This is a genomic window from Chryseobacterium turcicum, assembly GCF_021010565.1.
Lineage (GTDB): Bacteria > Bacteroidota > Bacteroidia > Flavobacteriales > Weeksellaceae > Chryseobacterium > Chryseobacterium turcicum.
Genome location: NZ_JAJNAY010000002.1, coordinates 116,473 through 134,864 on the forward strand (window position 1 = coordinate 116,473; position 18,392 = coordinate 134,864).

Consider the following 18,392-nt stretch of genomic DNA (forward strand, 5'->3'; position numbering starts at 1 on the left):
TTAAATTGATTTATAAAAATTTTCTAAATTTCAACCTATAATACAAAAAAACCTCTGAAATCTTTTCAAAGGTTTTTGCTTTTTAATTAATCTTTAGAACACAATTAAAAATAAATCTGAGTTTCAGGCATTTTTTTTCTGAGAGCTTCAACTTCAGTTATCTTAAGAGGATTTCCTGTAAGAATAAGGGTTTTGAGGGTTTTTAAATCAGCAAGCTCATTCGGCAATGATTTTAACTGATTATTGGCTAAATTAAGACTGATAATGTTCTTTAATTTTTTTATTTGGGGTGAAATATCTGATATCTTGTTTTCACCTACATTAAGGAACTCCAATTTTTTTAAAGTAAGAACATTTTTGGGAAGGGTAATCAGCATATTTTTTTGAAGTTCCAGATATTTGAGCTGACCAGGAAAGTCGGTATCATGAAGGTCATTAATCTGATTAGAAGAAAGATTCAGAAATCTAAGCCTTTTTATTTTATCAATATCAGAAATAATGCTTATTTGATTGCTGTGTAAATTGATTTCTTCCAGTCCCGCAATTTTTGTCAGCGCTTTAGGAAAAACACTGAGATTATTGGCCTCTAGATGTATCTCTTTGAGATTTTGAAGTTTTGAAAACTCAGGATTAAGTTCCGTCAACTGGTTAAGATTCATAGAAAATGTAGTCAGCTTTTTAAGTTTACTGATTTCATCCGGAATATATTTAATGCTGTTTTCGTTGATATTAAGGATTTCAAGTTGCGAAAGTGAAAAAAGCACATCATCTAGCTTTTCCAGATTGTTCCCCATAATATTCAGAAAAAAAACAGAATCCATTTTCTTAATATCCGGAGGTAAATTAAATAAACCTTTATCTCTGAAGCTTAAGCTATAGACGGTTTTCTCAGACTTCAAAGCTGCCTCCATATTGGTATAAGTAGGATATTTTACAGGATCTATCTGCGCATTTATTTTAGCAATACACAATAAAGACAAAAGGCAAATATATTTTTTCATAAACAAAAAAAGATCGCCGAAAAAAATCCGACGACCGTTATAAAGAATTAAAATTATTTTTTGAAAATCTTAGCTGTTTTCTGGAAACCGTCTGCTTCAATATTTAATATTAAAACTCTCGAAACCTGAAGTTCATTGGTGAAATCTAACTCTAAATTTGTTGTAGAACCATTCACCTTCTTTTTATAGACAATCTTTCCGTCGATGCTGTACGCAGTAATTTCAAGATTTTTCAGTGCTTTCGGAGAATTGATTTTTACAATTCCCGAAGTAGGATTCGGCGCTACCGTTACATCGTTTTCATTAACAACTTCTACTGTACCCAAACTTCCCGACGTTCCTAAAAACTGCTGTAAAGCAACCACCACTGTAGCAGATTTCCCTCGGTAGTCTATCGTATTTCCTGTAGCGTCTACATCAGTAGAAATGGTAGAATTCGGATGCTGTATTGAGAAGAAACCAAATTTCTTATCTGGTGTAAAGGTAAGACCAGTAGGCTCTGATCCTGCAGGCATTGATGCAAATAATCTTACTTTAGGATTTGCCGCTGTGTGATCTGGACTAATAACCCAAATATAATTTTTACCTCCATCCTGAAGTACCCAAAGGTTCCCTAGCTCATCAAAAGTAAGGTTGTCGTTTCCGTCTCCCCAAGCTTCAGTTTTTACTCCTTGAGCCGTATTGAATGAATAGGTAGTTGAAGCACCTCCCACGAAAGTTTCTACGTTTGAAAGCGTCATTCCGTTGTCTGTCATTCTGTATACTTTATCTAATCCTTTTGCTGTAAAATAAATTTTACCGTCAAGTGGGCTTATCTCAACATCTTCTACTCCATTAAACGAAGTACCACCAGCTGACTGAGCTAAGGAAGCTGTATTATTTTGATCTGCCTGAAGTTTATTTGGAATCTGAATCCACTGTCCTGTAGTAGCAACAGGGTTTCCGCCGCTTAATCCCTGGTCAAGTTTCAAAACATACAAGTTTCCTGAAGCCAAATTGTTTGGAGTATCCATCACATATTTGTAAACCATGTGAGTTCCGCCATCTTCGCCGTAATAAGCAGTAGTTCCCGCATCATTAATAACAACATTCTCATGATTCATGATTCCCATTTGCCAAAGCTTATCTTTAGTTCCGGCTTGGTTATGTGACATTACTTGTGCTGTTGCAGGGTCAATTTCTACCAACCATCCATAATCTTTGTATCCATCAGCATTTATATCATTTGCAGTAACCGATTCTTCAGCAGTCACCACAGTTCCCCAAGGTGTAATTCCTCCAGAACAGTTTCTGATGGTCTGTACAAGACTTGGTGCTGAAAAACTCACCGCTCTTGATTTTGTTAGTTGCCAAAGCTTCGTAGCTGTATTATAGTTAACTTCTGCCATGGTAACTCCTCCTGGGTTCGTTTCATGGTTTACAGAAAGATAACCATCAGTACTGCTGTTATTTTTAGCAACATAAGCCGTAAAGTCATTAAGACCACCAACCATTCCGCCACCTTCTGTATAACTATCACCCTCTTTTAGAATCAGCTGATATTTATGCTCAACCGGAATTATTAGTTTTGAAGTCTGCGTTGTAGGAACAATTGACGTAAAACAACTGATATGTGTACCGGTGCAATTTAAAACCGGTGGAGTTACAGTTGTAGTTGTTTTAAGATACGCATCGATTGTTAAATCTGAGCTTGTAGCACTTCTGTTGTGCAATTCAATTGAAATTCTGTTAACTCCCTGTACAAATTTGTTTTTAGGGATAGAGAATATGTTAATAGCCGTTTCTGCAGCTCCGTCAACCGTTGTGCTAGAGAAAGTACTATGAGTAACAACTCCAGAAGGCATATTATCTCTAATTACTTCTTCTCCGTTTAAGTACACAATAATTCCGTCATCTCTTCTTACTCCAAATTCCATCGTATTGGACAAATCTGCCAAATTCACGGTGAAATCTTTGATAAGATAAGCGGTATCTACTCCTGAGATGAAAGAAGTAGTAACAGGATCGCCATATCCTAACGGTCCGTTTCCTACAGCCCAAGCTGAAACATCATAATTGGAACTTTTCCAGGTTGCAGGCAATGCAACATCTGCGTCGTTGTACTTCCATGCACTTTGCAATGCAAAAATCGTAGTCTGTGCCTGGATCATCGATGTCGTCATCAATGCCAAAGCTGCGATACTAAGTAGTTTTCTTTTCACTTTTATTAAAATTTCATTTACGATGCAAAACTATTTTTTTTGTCTCGGCATTACGTTACGCTATCTTTAATTAAACCCCGATGAATATTAAGATAACTGAACGTGAATGTTACGAACTTTAACTTATTATTAAATTTAAACTCGATAAAAAACGAAAGCTTTATTTTACTAACTTCTTAGCCTTGCTGATGTCGGTTAATGTATTTAGAAAACTGATGAGTTGCTTTTTTTCAATTTCTGTCAGATTAAGTTTATCTGCAGGAAGCGTCTGATTTTTCATAGGCAAACCTAAACCTTCGCCACCACCTTCATTATAAAATTCAATCACTTCTTCAAGTGTATTAAAAGCTCCGTTGTGGAAATAAGGTTTCGTTAAGGCAATATTTCTCACGGTCGTGGTTTTGAAAGAGTTTTCATAAATCCATGAATTTTCTTTTTTCACATTAGAATTTATTCGTCCTCTGTCGCCATCAAGCTCTATAGGTAAATTTGAGATAGGCAGTTTGGTCACCCCTAAAACTTCAGATTCATTTTCATTAAAGAAAGGAGGTACAAGACCTGAAAAATGCGGTGCAAAATGACAAGTTGCACAATTGGCTTTTCCCATGAATAGATTGTAACCCTTTTTAGCATCTTCAGAAATTTCTTTTTCATTTCTCATAAAACGGTCAAAATCGCTTTCAAAAGAATACAGAGATGCTACAAAAGAACTTAGTGCTTTAGAAAAATTCTGCTTATTGATTTTTCCGTCTTTAAAAACTTTTTTGAACTCCTTTTTATACTCTTTATTACCATTCAGTTTTTGTACAATTTTTTGATAATCAGTATTAAATTCATCCTGATTATAAATCACGTGCTCTGCCTGCTGCTCAAGATAAAAAGCACGCATATCATAAAAAAATCTTTTCGCAAAAACAGCATTGTACAGCGTAGGAGAATTTCTTAAAACCGTTTTTCCTTCTACATTACTTGCAGATTTCTGTTTCAGGTCGGTAAATGCATTTTCTGGCAGGTGACAACTCGCACAACTCATTGTTCCTACAGCACTGAAGCTTTGGTCATAGAAAATCTTTTCACCCAGTTTTTTCAGCTCTTCAGAATCTTCAGAAGGTTTTAAAATAGTATAAAAATAAGGGTCAAAAAAATCTGCTTTAAAAAAATCTTTATTTGAAACATTCCAACCCGAGAAATCCTTGAGGTCATCAGGATTACCATCCCAACTGCCTAATTCGGCATATAAAGGCTGAACAAATTTCTTATAAAATTCTATTCTGTCGAAAGACTCAAAATCGGTATTTTTTCCAAGATAAGTAATCGCTTTTTGAATAAGTGCATTCGCTTTTTCTGTTCTAAAATTTTTAAAATAAGCTTCATCATTAATGTATTCACTCATTCCTTTTAAAGCATGAGCAGCTTCTTCCGAAATATTAAGCGAACCTGGAGTATCAAAACCTGTCACTCCCAAACTGTAGATTCTAATAAGCTCTATTCGCAAAGGCAATGTTTTGTTATTTCCTGAGCTTAACCCATTATTTAAAGCACTTAGATAAAAGTTTGCATAACTGTTGTACAGAAAATTGGTAATGGTGCTTATTTCTTCTTTTTGCTCATTGGCTTCGTCAGAAAAAATAAGTTCATCTAAAACCTGTAAACCTTCAGGAGGCAATGTATACGCAGAAGTTCCGGCAGCTTCTATGTGAAAAAGCGGCGCAGCATTAAGATGCGTTTTGGTGAATTCAGGATAATAATAAGCTACGAAAAATTCTATTTCTTTAAAAGAGTTTCTGGTATTTCTTAAAGTTTGCTGAAGTTTTTCTAAGGAAATTTTTTCTTGGGAATAGAGTTCTACATCATTTTTCAAGTATTCTAACTCAATTTTAAATTCACGTAAACCTCTGTTTATAAATCTATTGTCATTTTCAACACCTTTGTTAACAGGATTAAAAGACATTGCAGAAAAAATGAAAACACACGGAATAAGAAGTAAAAGATAATATCTCACAGTTTTAATCGCAAAAGTAATCTGGCTAGATTACAAGAATTTTACGCAAAAATTAAATAATGTTTACCATTTGCAAGTATAACATCTGCATTTTCGATTATTGTAACCATAAGCGTTAAACTTTATTAAATCTAAAAAAGTAAGAGTATGTGATGAAAAACCGTGTCAAGGTTCAGAACCTTGACACGGTTTAATTTGTTTTACTGATTAAACAATCATACAAAAGTTAGAATAATAAAACTTAAAATAAGTTCTAAAAATCATTCATTATAAATCCACATCAACAGAGGTTTTTTAGCATTTTGAATAATCGGGTCTAATTCCCTCATCGCATTATTCGAAATCGTAGGACAGCCCCATCCTTCCGGAGAACCTTTGGGATAAACCTCTTCATCACTCATCAAATTCCAAGAATGAAAAACGATGAATCTTTTTAGCGCATTGTTATTGGTTTTATCGAGACCGTGCATTAAATATTTAACATTAATTCCCCAATCGCTTCGCCCTCTTTCGCCTAATTGGTACTTCCCCAAAGATGAAAGATGGCTTCCGTCTTGGTTACTAAATTGAGGATTATCTTTTGAACCATCGCTGCTCCAACTATTATTTCCACAACCGTGACCTACCAAATATTTATTAACAATTTTCTGTTCTTTAAAATCCCAAATAATAAAGCGACTAACTCCAGAATGCAGACTCATGTCAATTAAAATACAGAAATCAGTATTCATTTTTTTGCTTTTGCAAAATGCTAGAGCCTCTTCTGCTTTCTTTTTTGTTTTTATTAAATCCAATTCAGGCTTTTCATCCTCACTTATCTTTTTATAATCGAAAACTGCTTTATTAACGGGATTTTTCGGTTCATATTGGCATGACGAAAAAATAAAAACCACGAAAATTAAATAAAAAATCCTCACCCTGTTTATTTATAATGTAAAAAAATTCCGTAATCTGTTGGTGTCCACCACGCAGCTTTTTGTCCGGCAGCTTTCAATGCATCATTTGCCCAAGTATTACAAGTATTCAAAAAACTATAGCTTCCTTGCGCATCGTAAAAGGCATCGTTATCGCTGTAAACAGCTTTAGTAGGAATTAATATATAATTGCCATTTGTATCTTTATCAAATTTAGCCTCAACAAATTTTACCAAATCCTGATACTGTTTTTTACTAATCATTATTTTTTTACAGTCAGAAGCCTCGGTCATCGTTCTGTAGAATGACGCATGCATTGCAGATTCACTCATCCAAAATGCCGCTTTTACAGCCGTTGAAAATTTCAAATCAGCCCAAGTTGGAGTATCTAGATAAAAACCTTTATCGCCCCACCCAATTCCTACATAATTATAATCTGTTTTTTTTGAGGTGGTATTGGCAAACGGAATTTTTGCACTCCAATCGTGCAATTCATTTTTCACTGGCATTACAATATCGGTGTGAACACCGTTGGTATAGATGTAAATTGGGATTTCTTTTTTCTCGCCATCATCTTTTGCAGAAACTTCTATAAAAGGAAGCAAATAACCCAGAATTGCGTACAGCACAACAACTCCAAGGATGATTCCAAGAGTCTTCAGAAAGTAGAATAATATAACTTTTACACTCATGTTTTAATATCTTCAATTTTAATAATATTTAATTTAGTACATGACAAAAACTTAAAATCTCTTTTTAACCGCAAAAGCATCAAAAGAAATGATTGAAAAAAGAGAAGTTCAAAAGTTTACAAAATGTTTCTTTTACTTTATCACTTGTTTTGTTAGCTTTTGGATGACTTATCCATAATAAAATCTTTTGTCACTTTTGCGGTTTAAAAAAATGTCATGTATTAAAAAAATTTAATCTTAATTTTTTTCTAAAAGTATCTATTTTAATTTAAAAATTAATTAAATTTAACTAACAAAGATTCACAAATATGCTTAAAAACACGAAATCCCAGAAAAGATTTAAAGTAAGAGTAAAAAAAGCTCCTAAAAGAACACAGAAAAAACGTTGATTTTCTTAAAGATAAACTCTTTTTGAAAGTCAATTTTTCTTTTATAGGAAAGGCTTTTTAAAGTTTTACGAATTGAAATTTTTATTTCTTTAAAGCTAAAGTTTTAAGGATTGATACCATAACCTCATTATTTTTGGAAAGCACAATTTCCAAACAGGTTTTTTCACCTTTAGATTTTATTTTAATTTCTCTGAAGACTGATTCAAAAACTCAATATTTCTCTTCAAACCAGCGAATTTTGTGCGCTTCACAGGCGATTTTCGGAATATTTCTGAGAACAGTTCCTGAGTTAATTCTTTCCACTCTCTTTTTTTTAAATTTTTAAGAGAATCATTAGGTTTAAATTTGCTTTGTAGATTGGGTGCCGAAAAACGATTCCAAGGGCAAACATCCTGGCAAATATCGCAACCAAACATCCAATCTTCCATTCTATTTTTAAAATAATCCGGAATTTCAGTTTTTAACTCGATGGTTGCATAAGATATACATTTGCTTCCGTCAACAATTTTTTCAGAAACTATTGCATCTGTCGGACAAGCATCGATACATTTTCGGCAACTTCCGCAATGGTCGGTTGTTTCATTATCCGGAATTAAATCTAAATCACAAATAATTTCAGCTAAAAAATAGAAGGAGCCACTTTGTTTGGTTATTAAGTTGGCATTTTTTCCAACCCAGCCAATTCCTGATTTTTTTGCCCAACTTCTTTCTAAAACTGGTGCAGAGTCTACAAAAACACGAAATTCAAAATCTCCGATTTCATCTTGCAACTCGGCAACCATATCACGAAGAATTTCTTTTACCACTTCATGATAATCTTCAGCATATGCATATTTTGAAATTTTGAAATTCTCTAAAGCCGAAATTTTTTCTTCAGGAAAATAATTATAAGAAAGCGAAATTACCGACTTGGAACCTTCAACCAACAATCTTGGGTCTAGTCTTTTGTCGAAATGATTTTCCATATATTTCATTTCACCATGGAAATTATTCTTGAGCCATTTTTCCAAATAACGAGCATCTTCTTCCAAAAAATCAGCCTTTGAAATCCCACAATTCTGAAACCCAAAACTTTTAGCTTTAGACTTGATTAATTGAGAATATTTTTCAGCTGTTGAATTCATTGTTTTCGCATTGCAAAATTAAGATTATTTTATAAATTTGTTGGAATTTGGATGTCTGAAAATATTTACTTTCGTCCACAATCATTTAACTATAAAAAATTACTATTATGTCATTAGCAGATGTATTGCAATCAGGAAATTACGCATTAATCGACGTTCGTGAGCCAATGGAGCTTGAAATGGACGGAAATATAGACGGAGCAATCAACATTCCTTTGGGAGAAGTTGAAGACAGACAAGACGAAATCTTATCTATCGAAAAGCCTGTTGTTTTGTTCTGCAGAAGCGGAAACAGAAGCGGTAAAGCCTTAGAATATCTAAACGCTCAAGGTTTGAAAGACGGTTATAACGGCGGAGGCTGGGCTGATTTGAAAGCTAGCCTATAAGAAACGAAGGAACTTTTTTAAGTTCCTTTTTTTATTTAACCAAAATGAGAATTTTATGATTTTGAAAAACAGATTTGAAACGCTTTGCCTTAATTTTTCTCAAGACAAAAATTTAATTAATAGATTTTGGCTTGAAATTGAGAAAAATTATTCCGTAAAAAATAGATACTACCACAATCTTCAGCATTTGAAAACTCTATTTGAGGAAATTGACATTATAAAAACTCAGATTGAAAACTTTAACAATATTTCATTTTCAATATTCTATCATGATATAATTTATGATGCCACTTCAAAACTAAATGAAGAAAAAAGCGCAGATATCGCGCAGGAAAGACTTGAACATTTAGGTTTAAATCATGAAGATATCCAAAAAGTTCACGAGCAGATTTTAGCTACAAAATCTCATAAAAAATCTGATAAGGAAAACACAAATTTACTTCTAGATGCAGATTTATCAATTCTTGGAAAAAGTGATGAAACTTATTTAGAATATACAAAACAGATTAGAAAAGAATATTCTATTTACCCTGATTTTCTTTATAAACCGGGAAGGAAAAAGGTTTTAGAACATTTTTTAGACTTAGAAAACATTTTTAAAACTGAATATTTTAAAGAAAAATATGAAATTCAGGCGAGGAAGAATATTGAATCTGAATTGAAAAATTTATAGGTTTTGGCTAAAGCCTTTTCTTGATTAAAATTTAAGCGGGCTAAAGCCCGCTCCTATTGATATTATTGAATGTTTATATAATTTGAATTAAAAAATGCTTTTGTAACCGAAAAAGAATCAAAATAAATGATTGAAAAAAGAGAAATTCACAAGTTTACAAAATGTAAAATTTTCAATTGTTGCATGTTTTGTTAGCTTTTGAATAAGTTATTGCATCATAAAATCTTTTGTCACTTTTGCGGTTAAAAAATATTCTTTACTAAACATTTGATTAACCACCCCCGTCAAAAGAAGGGAAATTGTAACAAATTAATTGATTACAGAATTGATAAACTCAATTGATTTATTTAAAACAATATCCGGTGATTCTTTATGCGGAGTATGCCCAACATTAGGAATAATAAATTTCTCCGCTGTTCCGGTAACCTGAGCAACTGTTTTTTCAACTTGTTCTAAAGTTCCGTATTCATCAGCTTCTCCTTGAATAAATAATAATGGGCTTGTAATATTTTTCAGGAAAGATTCAATATTCCAAGTTCTGAATTTTTCGCTGAGCCAAATTTCAGTCCACGCTTTTACAATCATTTCAACTTTATTTCCGTGATATTTTTCTAAACGTTGAGGTAGATTTGTGGTATTATAAGCATTTAGAGCTTCTTCAACACCTTTTACTGTAATATTTTCAACAAAAATATGTCCGGCTTCACAAATGACTGCTTTTACTTTTTCAGGATATTTTGAGGCTGCAAGTAAAGCAATCGTTCCACCATCGCTATGCCCGAAAAGTATGACATCGTTAATATTTAATTCAGAAAGCAAGTCATTCAATACATCTGCTTCCAATTCCATATAATTATTTTCTCTTTCGTGTGTAATCATCGGAAAAGACTTTCCATATCCTAAACGGTCATACACTAAAACATTACACTGAGTTGCTTCAGCCAATTTCTCAGGAAAATCTCTCCATAACTGAACAGTACCTAAAGAATCGTGCAGAAACACAATGGTAGGCTTATTTTCGAAAGAATGATTAAATTTTATAAATAAGTTTTTTCCCTTTACATCAATTACCTCTTCAATCATTATTTATAAGCTTGGATTTTTTGTTTCGTTAAATTCTTTTAAAAGATTGGCAAAAACAGTTTCTACAGGAAGTACTTCATCAATCAAAGCTGAAACCTGACCGATTTCTAACTCACCTTCTTCCATATCACCTTCAAACATTCCTTTTTTTGCTCTCGCTCTGCCTAAAGAAGCCACCAAAGCTTCGGCATTTCTGCCTGTATTATATATTTCCTCAAGCTCGTTGAAGAATTTATTTTTAACCATTCTTACAGGCGCCAATTCTTTTAGAGTAAGAAGTGTATCACCTTCATTCAATTCGGTAATTTTCTTTTTCCAGTTTTCGTGAGCACTTGCTTCCTGTGTTGCCGCAAAACGACTTCCAATCTGTACTCCGTCTGCTCCTAAAATCATCGCAGCTTTCATTTGAGAACCCAAAGCAATTCCTCCTGCAGCAATCAATGGTTTAGAAATATGTTTTTTCACATTCGGAATCAGGCAAAAAGTTGTTGTTTCATCTCTTCCATTGTGACCTCCGGCTTCAAAACCTTCCGCAACAATAGCATCCACTCCCGCTTCTTCACATTTAACTGCAAATTTGGTTGAAGAAACTACATGAGCAACTTTTAAACCTTCCTTCTGAAGTGTCTCAGTATAGGTTTTAGGACTTCCGGCAGAGGTGAAAACAATCTTCACTCCTTCTTCCAGAATTATATTGATTATTTCTTCTAAATTAGGGTAAAGCAAAGCGACATTTACGCCAAAAGGTTTATCGGTAGCTTTCTTGCATTTCTGAATATTTTCTCTTAAAATATCCGGATACATACTTGCTGAACCAATCAATCCTAAGCCTCCACAATTGGAAACTGCCGAAGCCAACTTCCAGCCTGAATGCCAAATCATACCCGCCTGAATAATGGGATATTTAATATTAAAAAGTTCTGTGATTCTGTTTTTATTTTCGCTCATTTCCTGAAGCTTTTTAGCGGAGTTGAAATCTATAAAATTACTCATAAGGTAAAAGTATTAAAAACGCAGATTCTATGCTACATTTTGAGAATAATTTTCATAAAAAAACCTTCAGAAAATTCTGAAGGTTTTTTTATTATTTTGTAAGAGATTCTTTTTTCCAGTTCCCTTTAAAATCACAAGTATCATATCGACCGTCTATAGAAATAAATGTGGTTGGAAGTTTTGAATTAACAAACTTTTCAATCATTTCACTTTTTTTCTTATTAAGAGCCATCTGTTTGATTCTGTCGTAATCTGTCTCTAAAGTAATCTGGTGAGCAGGAATAACATCTTCAATTTTAATTATTTTCACCACTTTTCTTTTTCTTTCGTCTTCATCATCAAAAGCAGTGGTAATATCATTTTTATTAAGACCAGCAAGTTCATAACTGATTACTCCCGGAATGCTTTCTCTTTCGATTTTGCTAGAACCATCTCCACCGGTAATCACACCTGCATTGAATTTAGTTTTTTTATCATCCGAAAACTTAAATGCCGCATCTTTAAAACTCATTTTTTCAGCTAAGACTAAACCTCTAATGCTGTCTAATTTTTGTTTTGCAGTTGCAATTTCGGCATCTGTAGCAGTTGCCATTAAAAGAATGTGTCTTGCATCATACGCTTTACCAGACTTTTTAACCAACTGAATAATGTGATATCCAAACTCAGATTCTACAGGGTCTGAAATTTCACCTTCTTGTAAGTTTAATGCTGCAGCTTCGAAAGGCTTCACCATTTGTCCTTTAAAGATGTTTTTCATCAAACCTCCATTGGGAGCTGTTCCTGTATCTTCAGAATAGATTCTTGCCTGGCTTTCAAAACTTTCACCACCCACGATGTCTGCTTTGATTTTTTTAAGCTTGTTAATCAATTCATCTTTATGAGCTTCTGTTAATTTAGGATACATGACAATCTGAGAAAGAGAAACCTCATCTTTGATTTCAGGAAGCTGAGATTTATACAAATTGAAAAAATCGGTCACTTCATTAGGAGTAACGTCAGCTTTTTCTGTAATTCTTTGATATTTTGCCTGCCCGTAATATTGATCGGTATCAATTTTTTCGATGGCATTTTTCATTTCATACTGATTTCTGAACTTGTAAGCAGCCAACATCGACTTTTCGTCAGGAAATTGACCTAAAAGCTGATTAAATTTTGCATTTACTCCTTCTTTAATCGCCGCAGAACGGCTTTCAATCAATGTATCTCTTTTAGCTTCGTAAACCAAAAGTTTATTATTAATTAAGTTTTCCAAAAACTCACATCTATCAGTGGTTGAAGCACCCTGCTGTTTTCCGTAATTCAGCTGTTCTTCAACATCAGATTCCAAAACGATTTCATCACCAATTACTGCCGCAATACCGTCTACCAACTGTCCTTTCTTTAACTGAGCATTGATGTTTCCTGAGAACAACATCGTGAAAACTCCCAAAAGGAAAGTGATTTTTAGTTTATTTGTCATTATACTATTTTAAACAAGTTGCAAATTTAGAATTCTTAATGAATTGCACTCAATTTTTTATTATAAATATTTCTTAAAAAGAGATGATTTAATGTAATTCTACATCAAAAGTTGTCAATTCTTTAAATTGGTTCAATCTGTTGTGAATATCAGCTTCCTCAACTTCCTCAATTCTTTCTGTTCCGAATTTTTCTACGGTGAAAGAAGCCATTGCAGAACCTACGATTAATGCAGACTTCATTGTTTCGAAATCGATTTTTCCTTTTTTAGCTAAATAAGCCGCAAAACCACCTGCAAAAGTATCTCCAGCTCCAGTAGGATCAAAAACATCTTCTAAAGGAAGTGCAGGAATTGCGAAAACTTTATCATCATGGAACAATAAAGCACCGTGCTCTCCTTTTTTGATGATTACATAATCAGGTCCCATTGTATGGATTTTCTTAGCTGCTTTTACCAAAGAATATTCTCCTGAAAGTTGTCTTGCCTCTTCGTCATTGATACTGATAACGTCGGTTTTAGCAATCATATCTTTCAAAATATCCATTGCAGAATCCATCCAGAAATTCATCGTGTCTAAAATAACTAATTTAGGACGTTGATTCATTTTTTCAAGTACTGAAAGCTGAACTCCAGGGTGAAGATTTCCTAATAATAAAATCTCAGCATCTTGCATAGATTCAGGAATTTTTGGATCAAAATTCTCCAAAACATTCACTTCAGTCGCTAAAGTATCTCTTGTATTTAAATCATTGTGGTATTTACCAGACCAGAAAAACGTTTTCCCTTCTTTTACAATTTCCAATCCTTCAATATTTACGTCTCTCTTGGTAAACATATCAAGATATTCTTGTGGAAAATCTCCTCCAACAACAGATACAATTCCAGATTTTACTCCTAAAATAGAAGAAGTAATCCCGATATAAGTAGCTGCACCACCCAAAATTTTATCTGTTTTTCCAAACGGCGTCTCAATTGCATCAAATGCCACGCTTCCTACGACTAAAAGTTTCATATGTATTTTATTATTATTTAAGTTCAATAAGTAATCAATTGATTACTTATGTTTTTATTATTTTAAAGCTTATTTTTTCCATTCAAAAGTATCCAGCAAATGCATCATATCTTTTTTGATATAATCGATTGCAGGAGCTAAAGAATCTGGTTTTGGTCTAGAATTAAAGTATAAATATCCTGTCACGAAATGTTTTGTACTGTCGGTAGCGTAAAACTGCAAATTAGAAGCAGCCTGACCTTTCAATTCATAAAAATTTCCGTAAACTTTTTTCTCAGGATATTCGAAAGATTTTGTATCGATAGAGCTTGCTTTCACCGTATGTTTGTAAACCATTTTTTCAGTTTCCATAATCTGCTGTGCAAAATCGTTGTTGATGGGGTAATACGTCAGGAAAATCTTCGCCTTCATTTTCGGATAGTTCAGATAATACCAACAAGGTTTCTTTGCATTGTATATTTTAGCATAATCTGAAACTTCGAAAGTATACAGACAATTAGACTCAAATTTCTGATATTTTGGTGCAGGATACTCTAATCTCAGTTCGCCGTAAGGCTTTGGATTATTTTCTTTTCCGCACGAAATAATCAACATCGAAACAAAAATAAAAATGACTTTTTTAATCATTTTGCAAAAATACAAATTAGATTTCAAATTTGAGGGCACAAATTTCAGCATTTCAATGAGTTTTGAAATTTGGGTGATGAAAATTTTATTTAAACGCAAAGAGCACAAAGTTTTATTTAAATGATTGAGAATATTTCTCGTTCGCAAAGGCGCTTCGCTCAGCAAAGTTTACAATTTGGTTTTCTGTCATTCAAAACGGATTGTAGTGAAGTGAAGAATCTATTTTATAGATTGCTTAGTCGCTTTACTCCTCGCAATGACGCTACAAAATACTGTAAGCTGTTTCATAATTTTGAATATAATTTTCCAAAGGTTTTGGAAAAGATTTTTCGTGAGAACCTTCTACATCAGTTACGATAAAATTATTTTCATTGATGAAATTTCCCCAAACTTTTTCGGAATCAACTTCAACATTAAAAACTTCTATGCTTAAATTTTTATGGGTAAGCTTGTGATTGACCGTTTTTACGCTTTTAATAAACGGTTTTAAATCATCTGAAATCATTGGTGGAAATTCATATAATTTTTTCCAGATAAAATCATCTTTTCTTTGCTGAATTAAAAACTGGCCATTTCTGTGAACAAAATAATATTGTAAATGAAGGTCTTCTGCTTTTACTTTTTTAGTTTTAACCGGAAATTCAGATATCTTATTTAAAGAAAAAGATAGGCAATTATCATTTAGAGGACATTCTCCGCATAATGGGTTTTTCGGCTTACAGATTTCCGAACCTAAATCCATCATCGCCTGATTGAAATCACCTACATTTTCGGGCATAATCAAAGTCGATAATTCAGAAAAATAATTGAAAGCTCTAGAATTGGAAATATCAAAATCATCTGCAAAGATTCTGCTTAAAACTCGGTAGAAATTCCCATCTACAGCGGGCATTTTTCCATTAAAGCAAATACTTGAAACTGCGGCCGCTGTATATTTTCCTATTCCTTTTAGTTTTAAAATCTCTTCGTAATCAGAAGGAAAAATTCCACTATAATCATTAATAATTTGCTGAGAAGCTTTATGAATATTGATAGCACGGGAATAATAGCCTAAGCCTTTCCAATACAATAAAACATCATCTTCAGAAGATTCGGCCAAAGTTTTTACGTCGGGAAATCTTTCGATGAAGTTATTGTAATGATTTAATCCCTGAGCGATTCGGGTTTGCTGAAAAACAATCTCACAAATCCATATTTTGTAAGGGTCTTTGGTTTTTCTGAACGGTAAATCTCTCGCATTTTTGTCATACCACTTCAACAGTTTATTTCCAATATGAAGAAAATCTGCATTTTTTTTATTCTTTTCCAAAAAACCAATTCATTTAGTGATGCAAAGATAAAATTATTTTTTTGCGTTATCAAGAAGATAAACGGGAGCACCTTTTAGCCATTGATACTTGATATTTTTCATCTCAGCAATAGATTTATATCCTTTAAGCGTTTCTAAAAAAACATACACCGAATCATTTTTTTCTTTTTTAAGATTTAATCTCTGATTAGAAAGAAACTGAAACGGATACGAAATTACAGAATCTCTTTTGCTAAAAAGTAAATCTCCAGAGTTAATACTGTAAATAAAAATCTTTTTTCCTCGTGAAGAGCTGTCGGCAACAGAAATATCTGAGCTTGCCACAACCATATCGCTGATTCCGTAAGCTTCATCTTCAGACATTACATATGCATGATTGCTATCTTTTTTTTCATTTTTGAAAAGATCAATCTCATATTTTCGAGGTCGCTGATATTCTTTTTCACAACTTAAAACAGAAAATAACAGAAAAGCCAACAAGATATAAAACGTGAAATTTTTCATTGAATCATTTTTAAAAATAATTAGAAATAAAAAACCGATGTTTTTGACGCATCGGTTTCTATACTAAATATTGGGAAGATTAATCCTGGATATATTCTGCATCCCACTCGTTTCCATCATCACCTTTGTGACCGTCAAGCTTAATTACAAAACTTTTTGTTGGGAAATAAGGAGTCAGTCTGATGTCTAACCAAACTCTGTCTTTATTTACTTTATCTTGCTCGAAACGAACAATTTTGAACTTTTCAATTAATTTATCGGCACCTTTGATACCGTCTAAGAAACTTACAATTTGTCTTCTCAAATCATCTTCGTTTCTTGCATTCCAGTTTTCGAAGGCTCTTCTATTTAAGAAATCTAGTAAAACTTTCGTTACATAATCGAATACACGAACTACAGAATACGTCTGAAGGCCGATGTTATCTCCTGTAAACAGTGTTTTTGCAGAGAATGCCATGATTTTCCCATATTCGTTGACCATAGGAACCAATCCCATTTTTTCCAACTGAGAAATTTCGCTTTTCTTTAATTCAAATTTTACAGCATCTACTTCGTTGATATTACCGTGTTTTTTACCGGCAGCAACCTGAGACATTAAAGTTTTATGAATTTTTCCGGCCAATGAAGTTGAAGGTGGAAGTTCTACGTTTTCTTCTTCACCAACTTCTTCGGCTCTGCCACGACCTACTAACCAGTTACACGTCATGATGACATTACTTCTGTGCAATTCGCCCCCTGTAAGATTCGCTGAGTGGAATAAATCTACCACATCATCCGGCTTATCAAGATTGGCAAAATCGGTCACCATCATTACCTTGTTTTCGTTACAGATTTTCGCCCATTTCTCTACTACTTTATTAGATCCCAAATATCCCGGAATTGCCAAAATAGAATAGTTATCTCTTAAATCTAAACGATCGTAATAGCTTTTAAATTCATCAGAAATAGCATCAATAAATATAGGATTATCAAGATCTGAAACCTGCTCCAACGTTGCATTAACGATACTTACGTTATCTACCTTATCTAGTTCTGTATTTTTATAAAACTGAGCAACCGTTCGGTATGAAGTTTCTAGTTGGCGTACGGCATCAAGAGAATTTTTAAGATTTACTTTCAAATTCTGATCAGCCTGTTGTGCTTTATTTTTGCAGGTATCTGCCATTTTTTCAGCAGAATCATTGCTGTTTAAAAGCTCTACCCACAGATTAATTTTCTGTAAAAGCTCTTTTCTTTCATCGGTTTTATTACCATCATTCAAGAAGATTTCTTTTCTCGCTTTTCTGGTTGGGTTCATATTGGCGATTCCGTCTACGACAGATTCTATAAAGCCAAACCCTCCGATTTTATTTAATTCTTCAAGCGGATTTCCTTTTGGTCTTCCAGCTTGCTGCTGTTGATTATGCTGTTGGCTTTCTGCAGCCTGTAATTTACTATCCATAATATTTGTGTAGGTACTTAAGATTATTTTTCAAGTTCTTGTGCCACATCTTTCAATGCTTCAATAAAAGCAGCTCTGGTCTGCTCATTTTCCAACATATTGCGAAGAATCTTATTGGTTTTCAGCTGACGTACGATTTTATTGTACTGCTCCTGCTCCATGCTGAGCTGCTGAAGGTAATCTGATTTCTGAACAAGATTTTTGGGAGTGAAGTCTGCAAGATTCTGAAAACGGAATTCTTCTTCTACCACAGTTCCTTCCTCTGTTTCGTGCTGTACAGCGACAGAAGGCTGAAAGTGTCTGAAAACATCATCTACGGTTTTTAATCCTGTAACAATTTCGGGAACATAAGATTCGTCTGTTGTGAGCTGACTTACGATAAGAGATTTGTTCTCCTGGATTTCTTGAATAGCTTCATTAGCGTCGACCTTGACTTCGTTTCCGCCAACACCATAATTAAACATTGCCATATTATTATTATTTTGAGATTGTTGATTTTGGTTTGGATTAGCAAATTTTTGACCAATCCATTGTTTAAATTTATAAAAAAACTATAACATACAAAATTTTGTAAAGATTTTT

The 18,392-nt window shown here is 33.4% G+C and carries 17 protein-coding genes; 2 read left to right on the plus strand and 15 right to left on the minus strand.

Going from position 1 to position 18,392, the window contains the following annotated elements:
• Window positions 1–104: 104 nt before the first annotated feature.
• From LO744_RS15300 to queG, 6 genes are all read right to left on the minus strand, one after another.
• Complete coding sequence (locus tag LO744_RS15300; RefSeq protein ID WP_230670873.1) at window positions 105–1,001, minus strand: leucine-rich repeat domain-containing protein; 897 nt, start codon at window positions 999–1,001, stop codon at window positions 105–107.
• 53 nt (window positions 1,002–1,054) lie between these two features.
• Window positions 1,055–3,202, minus strand: a complete 2,148-nt coding sequence (locus tag LO744_RS15305) for an alkaline phosphatase PhoX (protein ID WP_230670874.1) — start codon at window positions 3,200–3,202, stop codon at window positions 1,055–1,057.
• Window positions 3,203–3,362: 160 nt separating this feature from the next.
• Window positions 3,363–5,204 (minus strand): cytochrome-c peroxidase, encoded by a 1,842-nt coding sequence (locus LO744_RS15310; protein WP_230670875.1) that lies wholly within the window; start codon window positions 5,202–5,204, stop codon window positions 3,363–3,365.
• Between the two features lie 260 nt (window positions 5,205–5,464).
• A complete protein-coding gene (locus LO744_RS15315; RefSeq protein WP_317207268.1) occupies window positions 5,465–6,121 on the minus strand; it encodes a murein L,D-transpeptidase catalytic domain-containing protein in 657 nt (218 codons plus the stop codon).
• A 5-nt stretch (window positions 6,122–6,126) separates the two neighbouring features.
• The gene (locus tag LO744_RS15320) at window positions 6,127–6,810 is read right to left on the minus strand and encodes a TIGR02117 family protein (RefSeq protein WP_230670880.1); all 684 of its coding nucleotides are present in this window, start codon (window positions 6,808–6,810) and stop codon (window positions 6,127–6,129) included.
• A 565-nt stretch (window positions 6,811–7,375) separates the two neighbouring features.
• A complete protein-coding gene (gene queG, locus LO744_RS15325; protein ID WP_230670883.1) occupies window positions 7,376–8,323 on the minus strand; it encodes a tRNA epoxyqueuosine(34) reductase QueG in 948 nt (315 codons plus the stop codon).
• A gap of 107 nt (window positions 8,324–8,430) precedes the next feature.
• On the opposite strand from queG, the gene LO744_RS15330 reads away from it, so the two are divergent.
• Both LO744_RS15330 and LO744_RS15335 read left to right on the plus strand, forming a co-directional pair.
• On the plus strand, window positions 8,431–8,709 hold the full coding sequence (locus LO744_RS15330; RefSeq protein WP_230670886.1) for a rhodanese-like domain-containing protein: 279 nt from the start codon (window positions 8,431–8,433) through the stop codon (window positions 8,707–8,709).
• A gap of 55 nt (window positions 8,710–8,764) precedes the next feature.
• The gene (locus LO744_RS15335) at window positions 8,765–9,382 is read left to right on the plus strand and encodes an HD domain-containing protein (protein ID WP_230670889.1); all 618 of its coding nucleotides are present in this window, start codon (window positions 8,765–8,767) and stop codon (window positions 9,380–9,382) included.
• A 309-nt stretch (window positions 9,383–9,691) separates the two neighbouring features.
• Here LO744_RS15335 and LO744_RS15340 read toward each other — a convergent pair whose 3' ends face one another.
• The 9 genes from LO744_RS15340 to LO744_RS15380 all read right to left on the minus strand — a co-directional run bounded on the left by LO744_RS15340 (window position 9,692) and on the right by LO744_RS15380 (window position 18,280).
• The gene (locus tag LO744_RS15340) at window positions 9,692–10,465 is read right to left on the minus strand and encodes an alpha/beta fold hydrolase (protein WP_230670891.1); all 774 of its coding nucleotides are present in this window, start codon (window positions 10,463–10,465) and stop codon (window positions 9,692–9,694) included.
• A 3-nt stretch (window positions 10,466–10,468) separates the two neighbouring features.
• A complete protein-coding gene (locus LO744_RS15345) occupies window positions 10,469–11,458 on the minus strand; it encodes an NAD(P)H-dependent flavin oxidoreductase (RefSeq protein WP_230670893.1) in 990 nt (329 codons plus the stop codon).
• A 91-nt stretch (window positions 11,459–11,549) separates the two neighbouring features.
• A complete protein-coding gene (locus LO744_RS15350; RefSeq protein WP_230670896.1) occupies window positions 11,550–12,917 on the minus strand; it encodes a peptidylprolyl isomerase in 1,368 nt (455 codons plus the stop codon).
• 88 nt (window positions 12,918–13,005) lie between these two features.
• Window positions 13,006–13,929, minus strand: coding sequence for a PfkB family carbohydrate kinase (locus tag LO744_RS15355; RefSeq protein WP_230670898.1), 924 nt, complete (start codon window positions 13,927–13,929; stop codon window positions 13,006–13,008).
• A gap of 69 nt (window positions 13,930–13,998) precedes the next feature.
• Window positions 13,999–14,556 (minus strand): gliding motility lipoprotein GldD, encoded by a 558-nt coding sequence (gene gldD / locus LO744_RS15360; protein WP_230670900.1) that lies wholly within the window; start codon window positions 14,554–14,556, stop codon window positions 13,999–14,001.
• Window positions 14,557–14,818: 262 nt separating this feature from the next.
• Window positions 14,819–15,865, minus strand: coding sequence for an A/G-specific adenine glycosylase (mutY, locus tag LO744_RS15365; protein WP_230670902.1), 1,047 nt, complete (start codon window positions 15,863–15,865; stop codon window positions 14,819–14,821).
• Between the two features lie 33 nt (window positions 15,866–15,898).
• The gene (locus tag LO744_RS15370) at window positions 15,899–16,369 is read right to left on the minus strand and encodes a hypothetical protein (protein WP_230670904.1); all 471 of its coding nucleotides are present in this window, start codon (window positions 16,367–16,369) and stop codon (window positions 15,899–15,901) included.
• Window positions 16,370–16,448: 79 nt separating this feature from the next.
• Window positions 16,449–17,810: a DUF5458 family protein gene (locus tag LO744_RS15375; RefSeq protein WP_230670906.1), complete on the minus strand. Its 1,362-nt coding sequence runs from the start codon at window positions 17,808–17,810 to the stop codon at window positions 16,449–16,451.
• Between the two features lie 23 nt (window positions 17,811–17,833).
• The gene (locus LO744_RS15380) at window positions 17,834–18,280 is read right to left on the minus strand and encodes a type VI secretion system contractile sheath small subunit (protein WP_230670907.1); all 447 of its coding nucleotides are present in this window, start codon (window positions 18,278–18,280) and stop codon (window positions 17,834–17,836) included.
• Window positions 18,281–18,392: the final 112 nt, after the last annotated feature.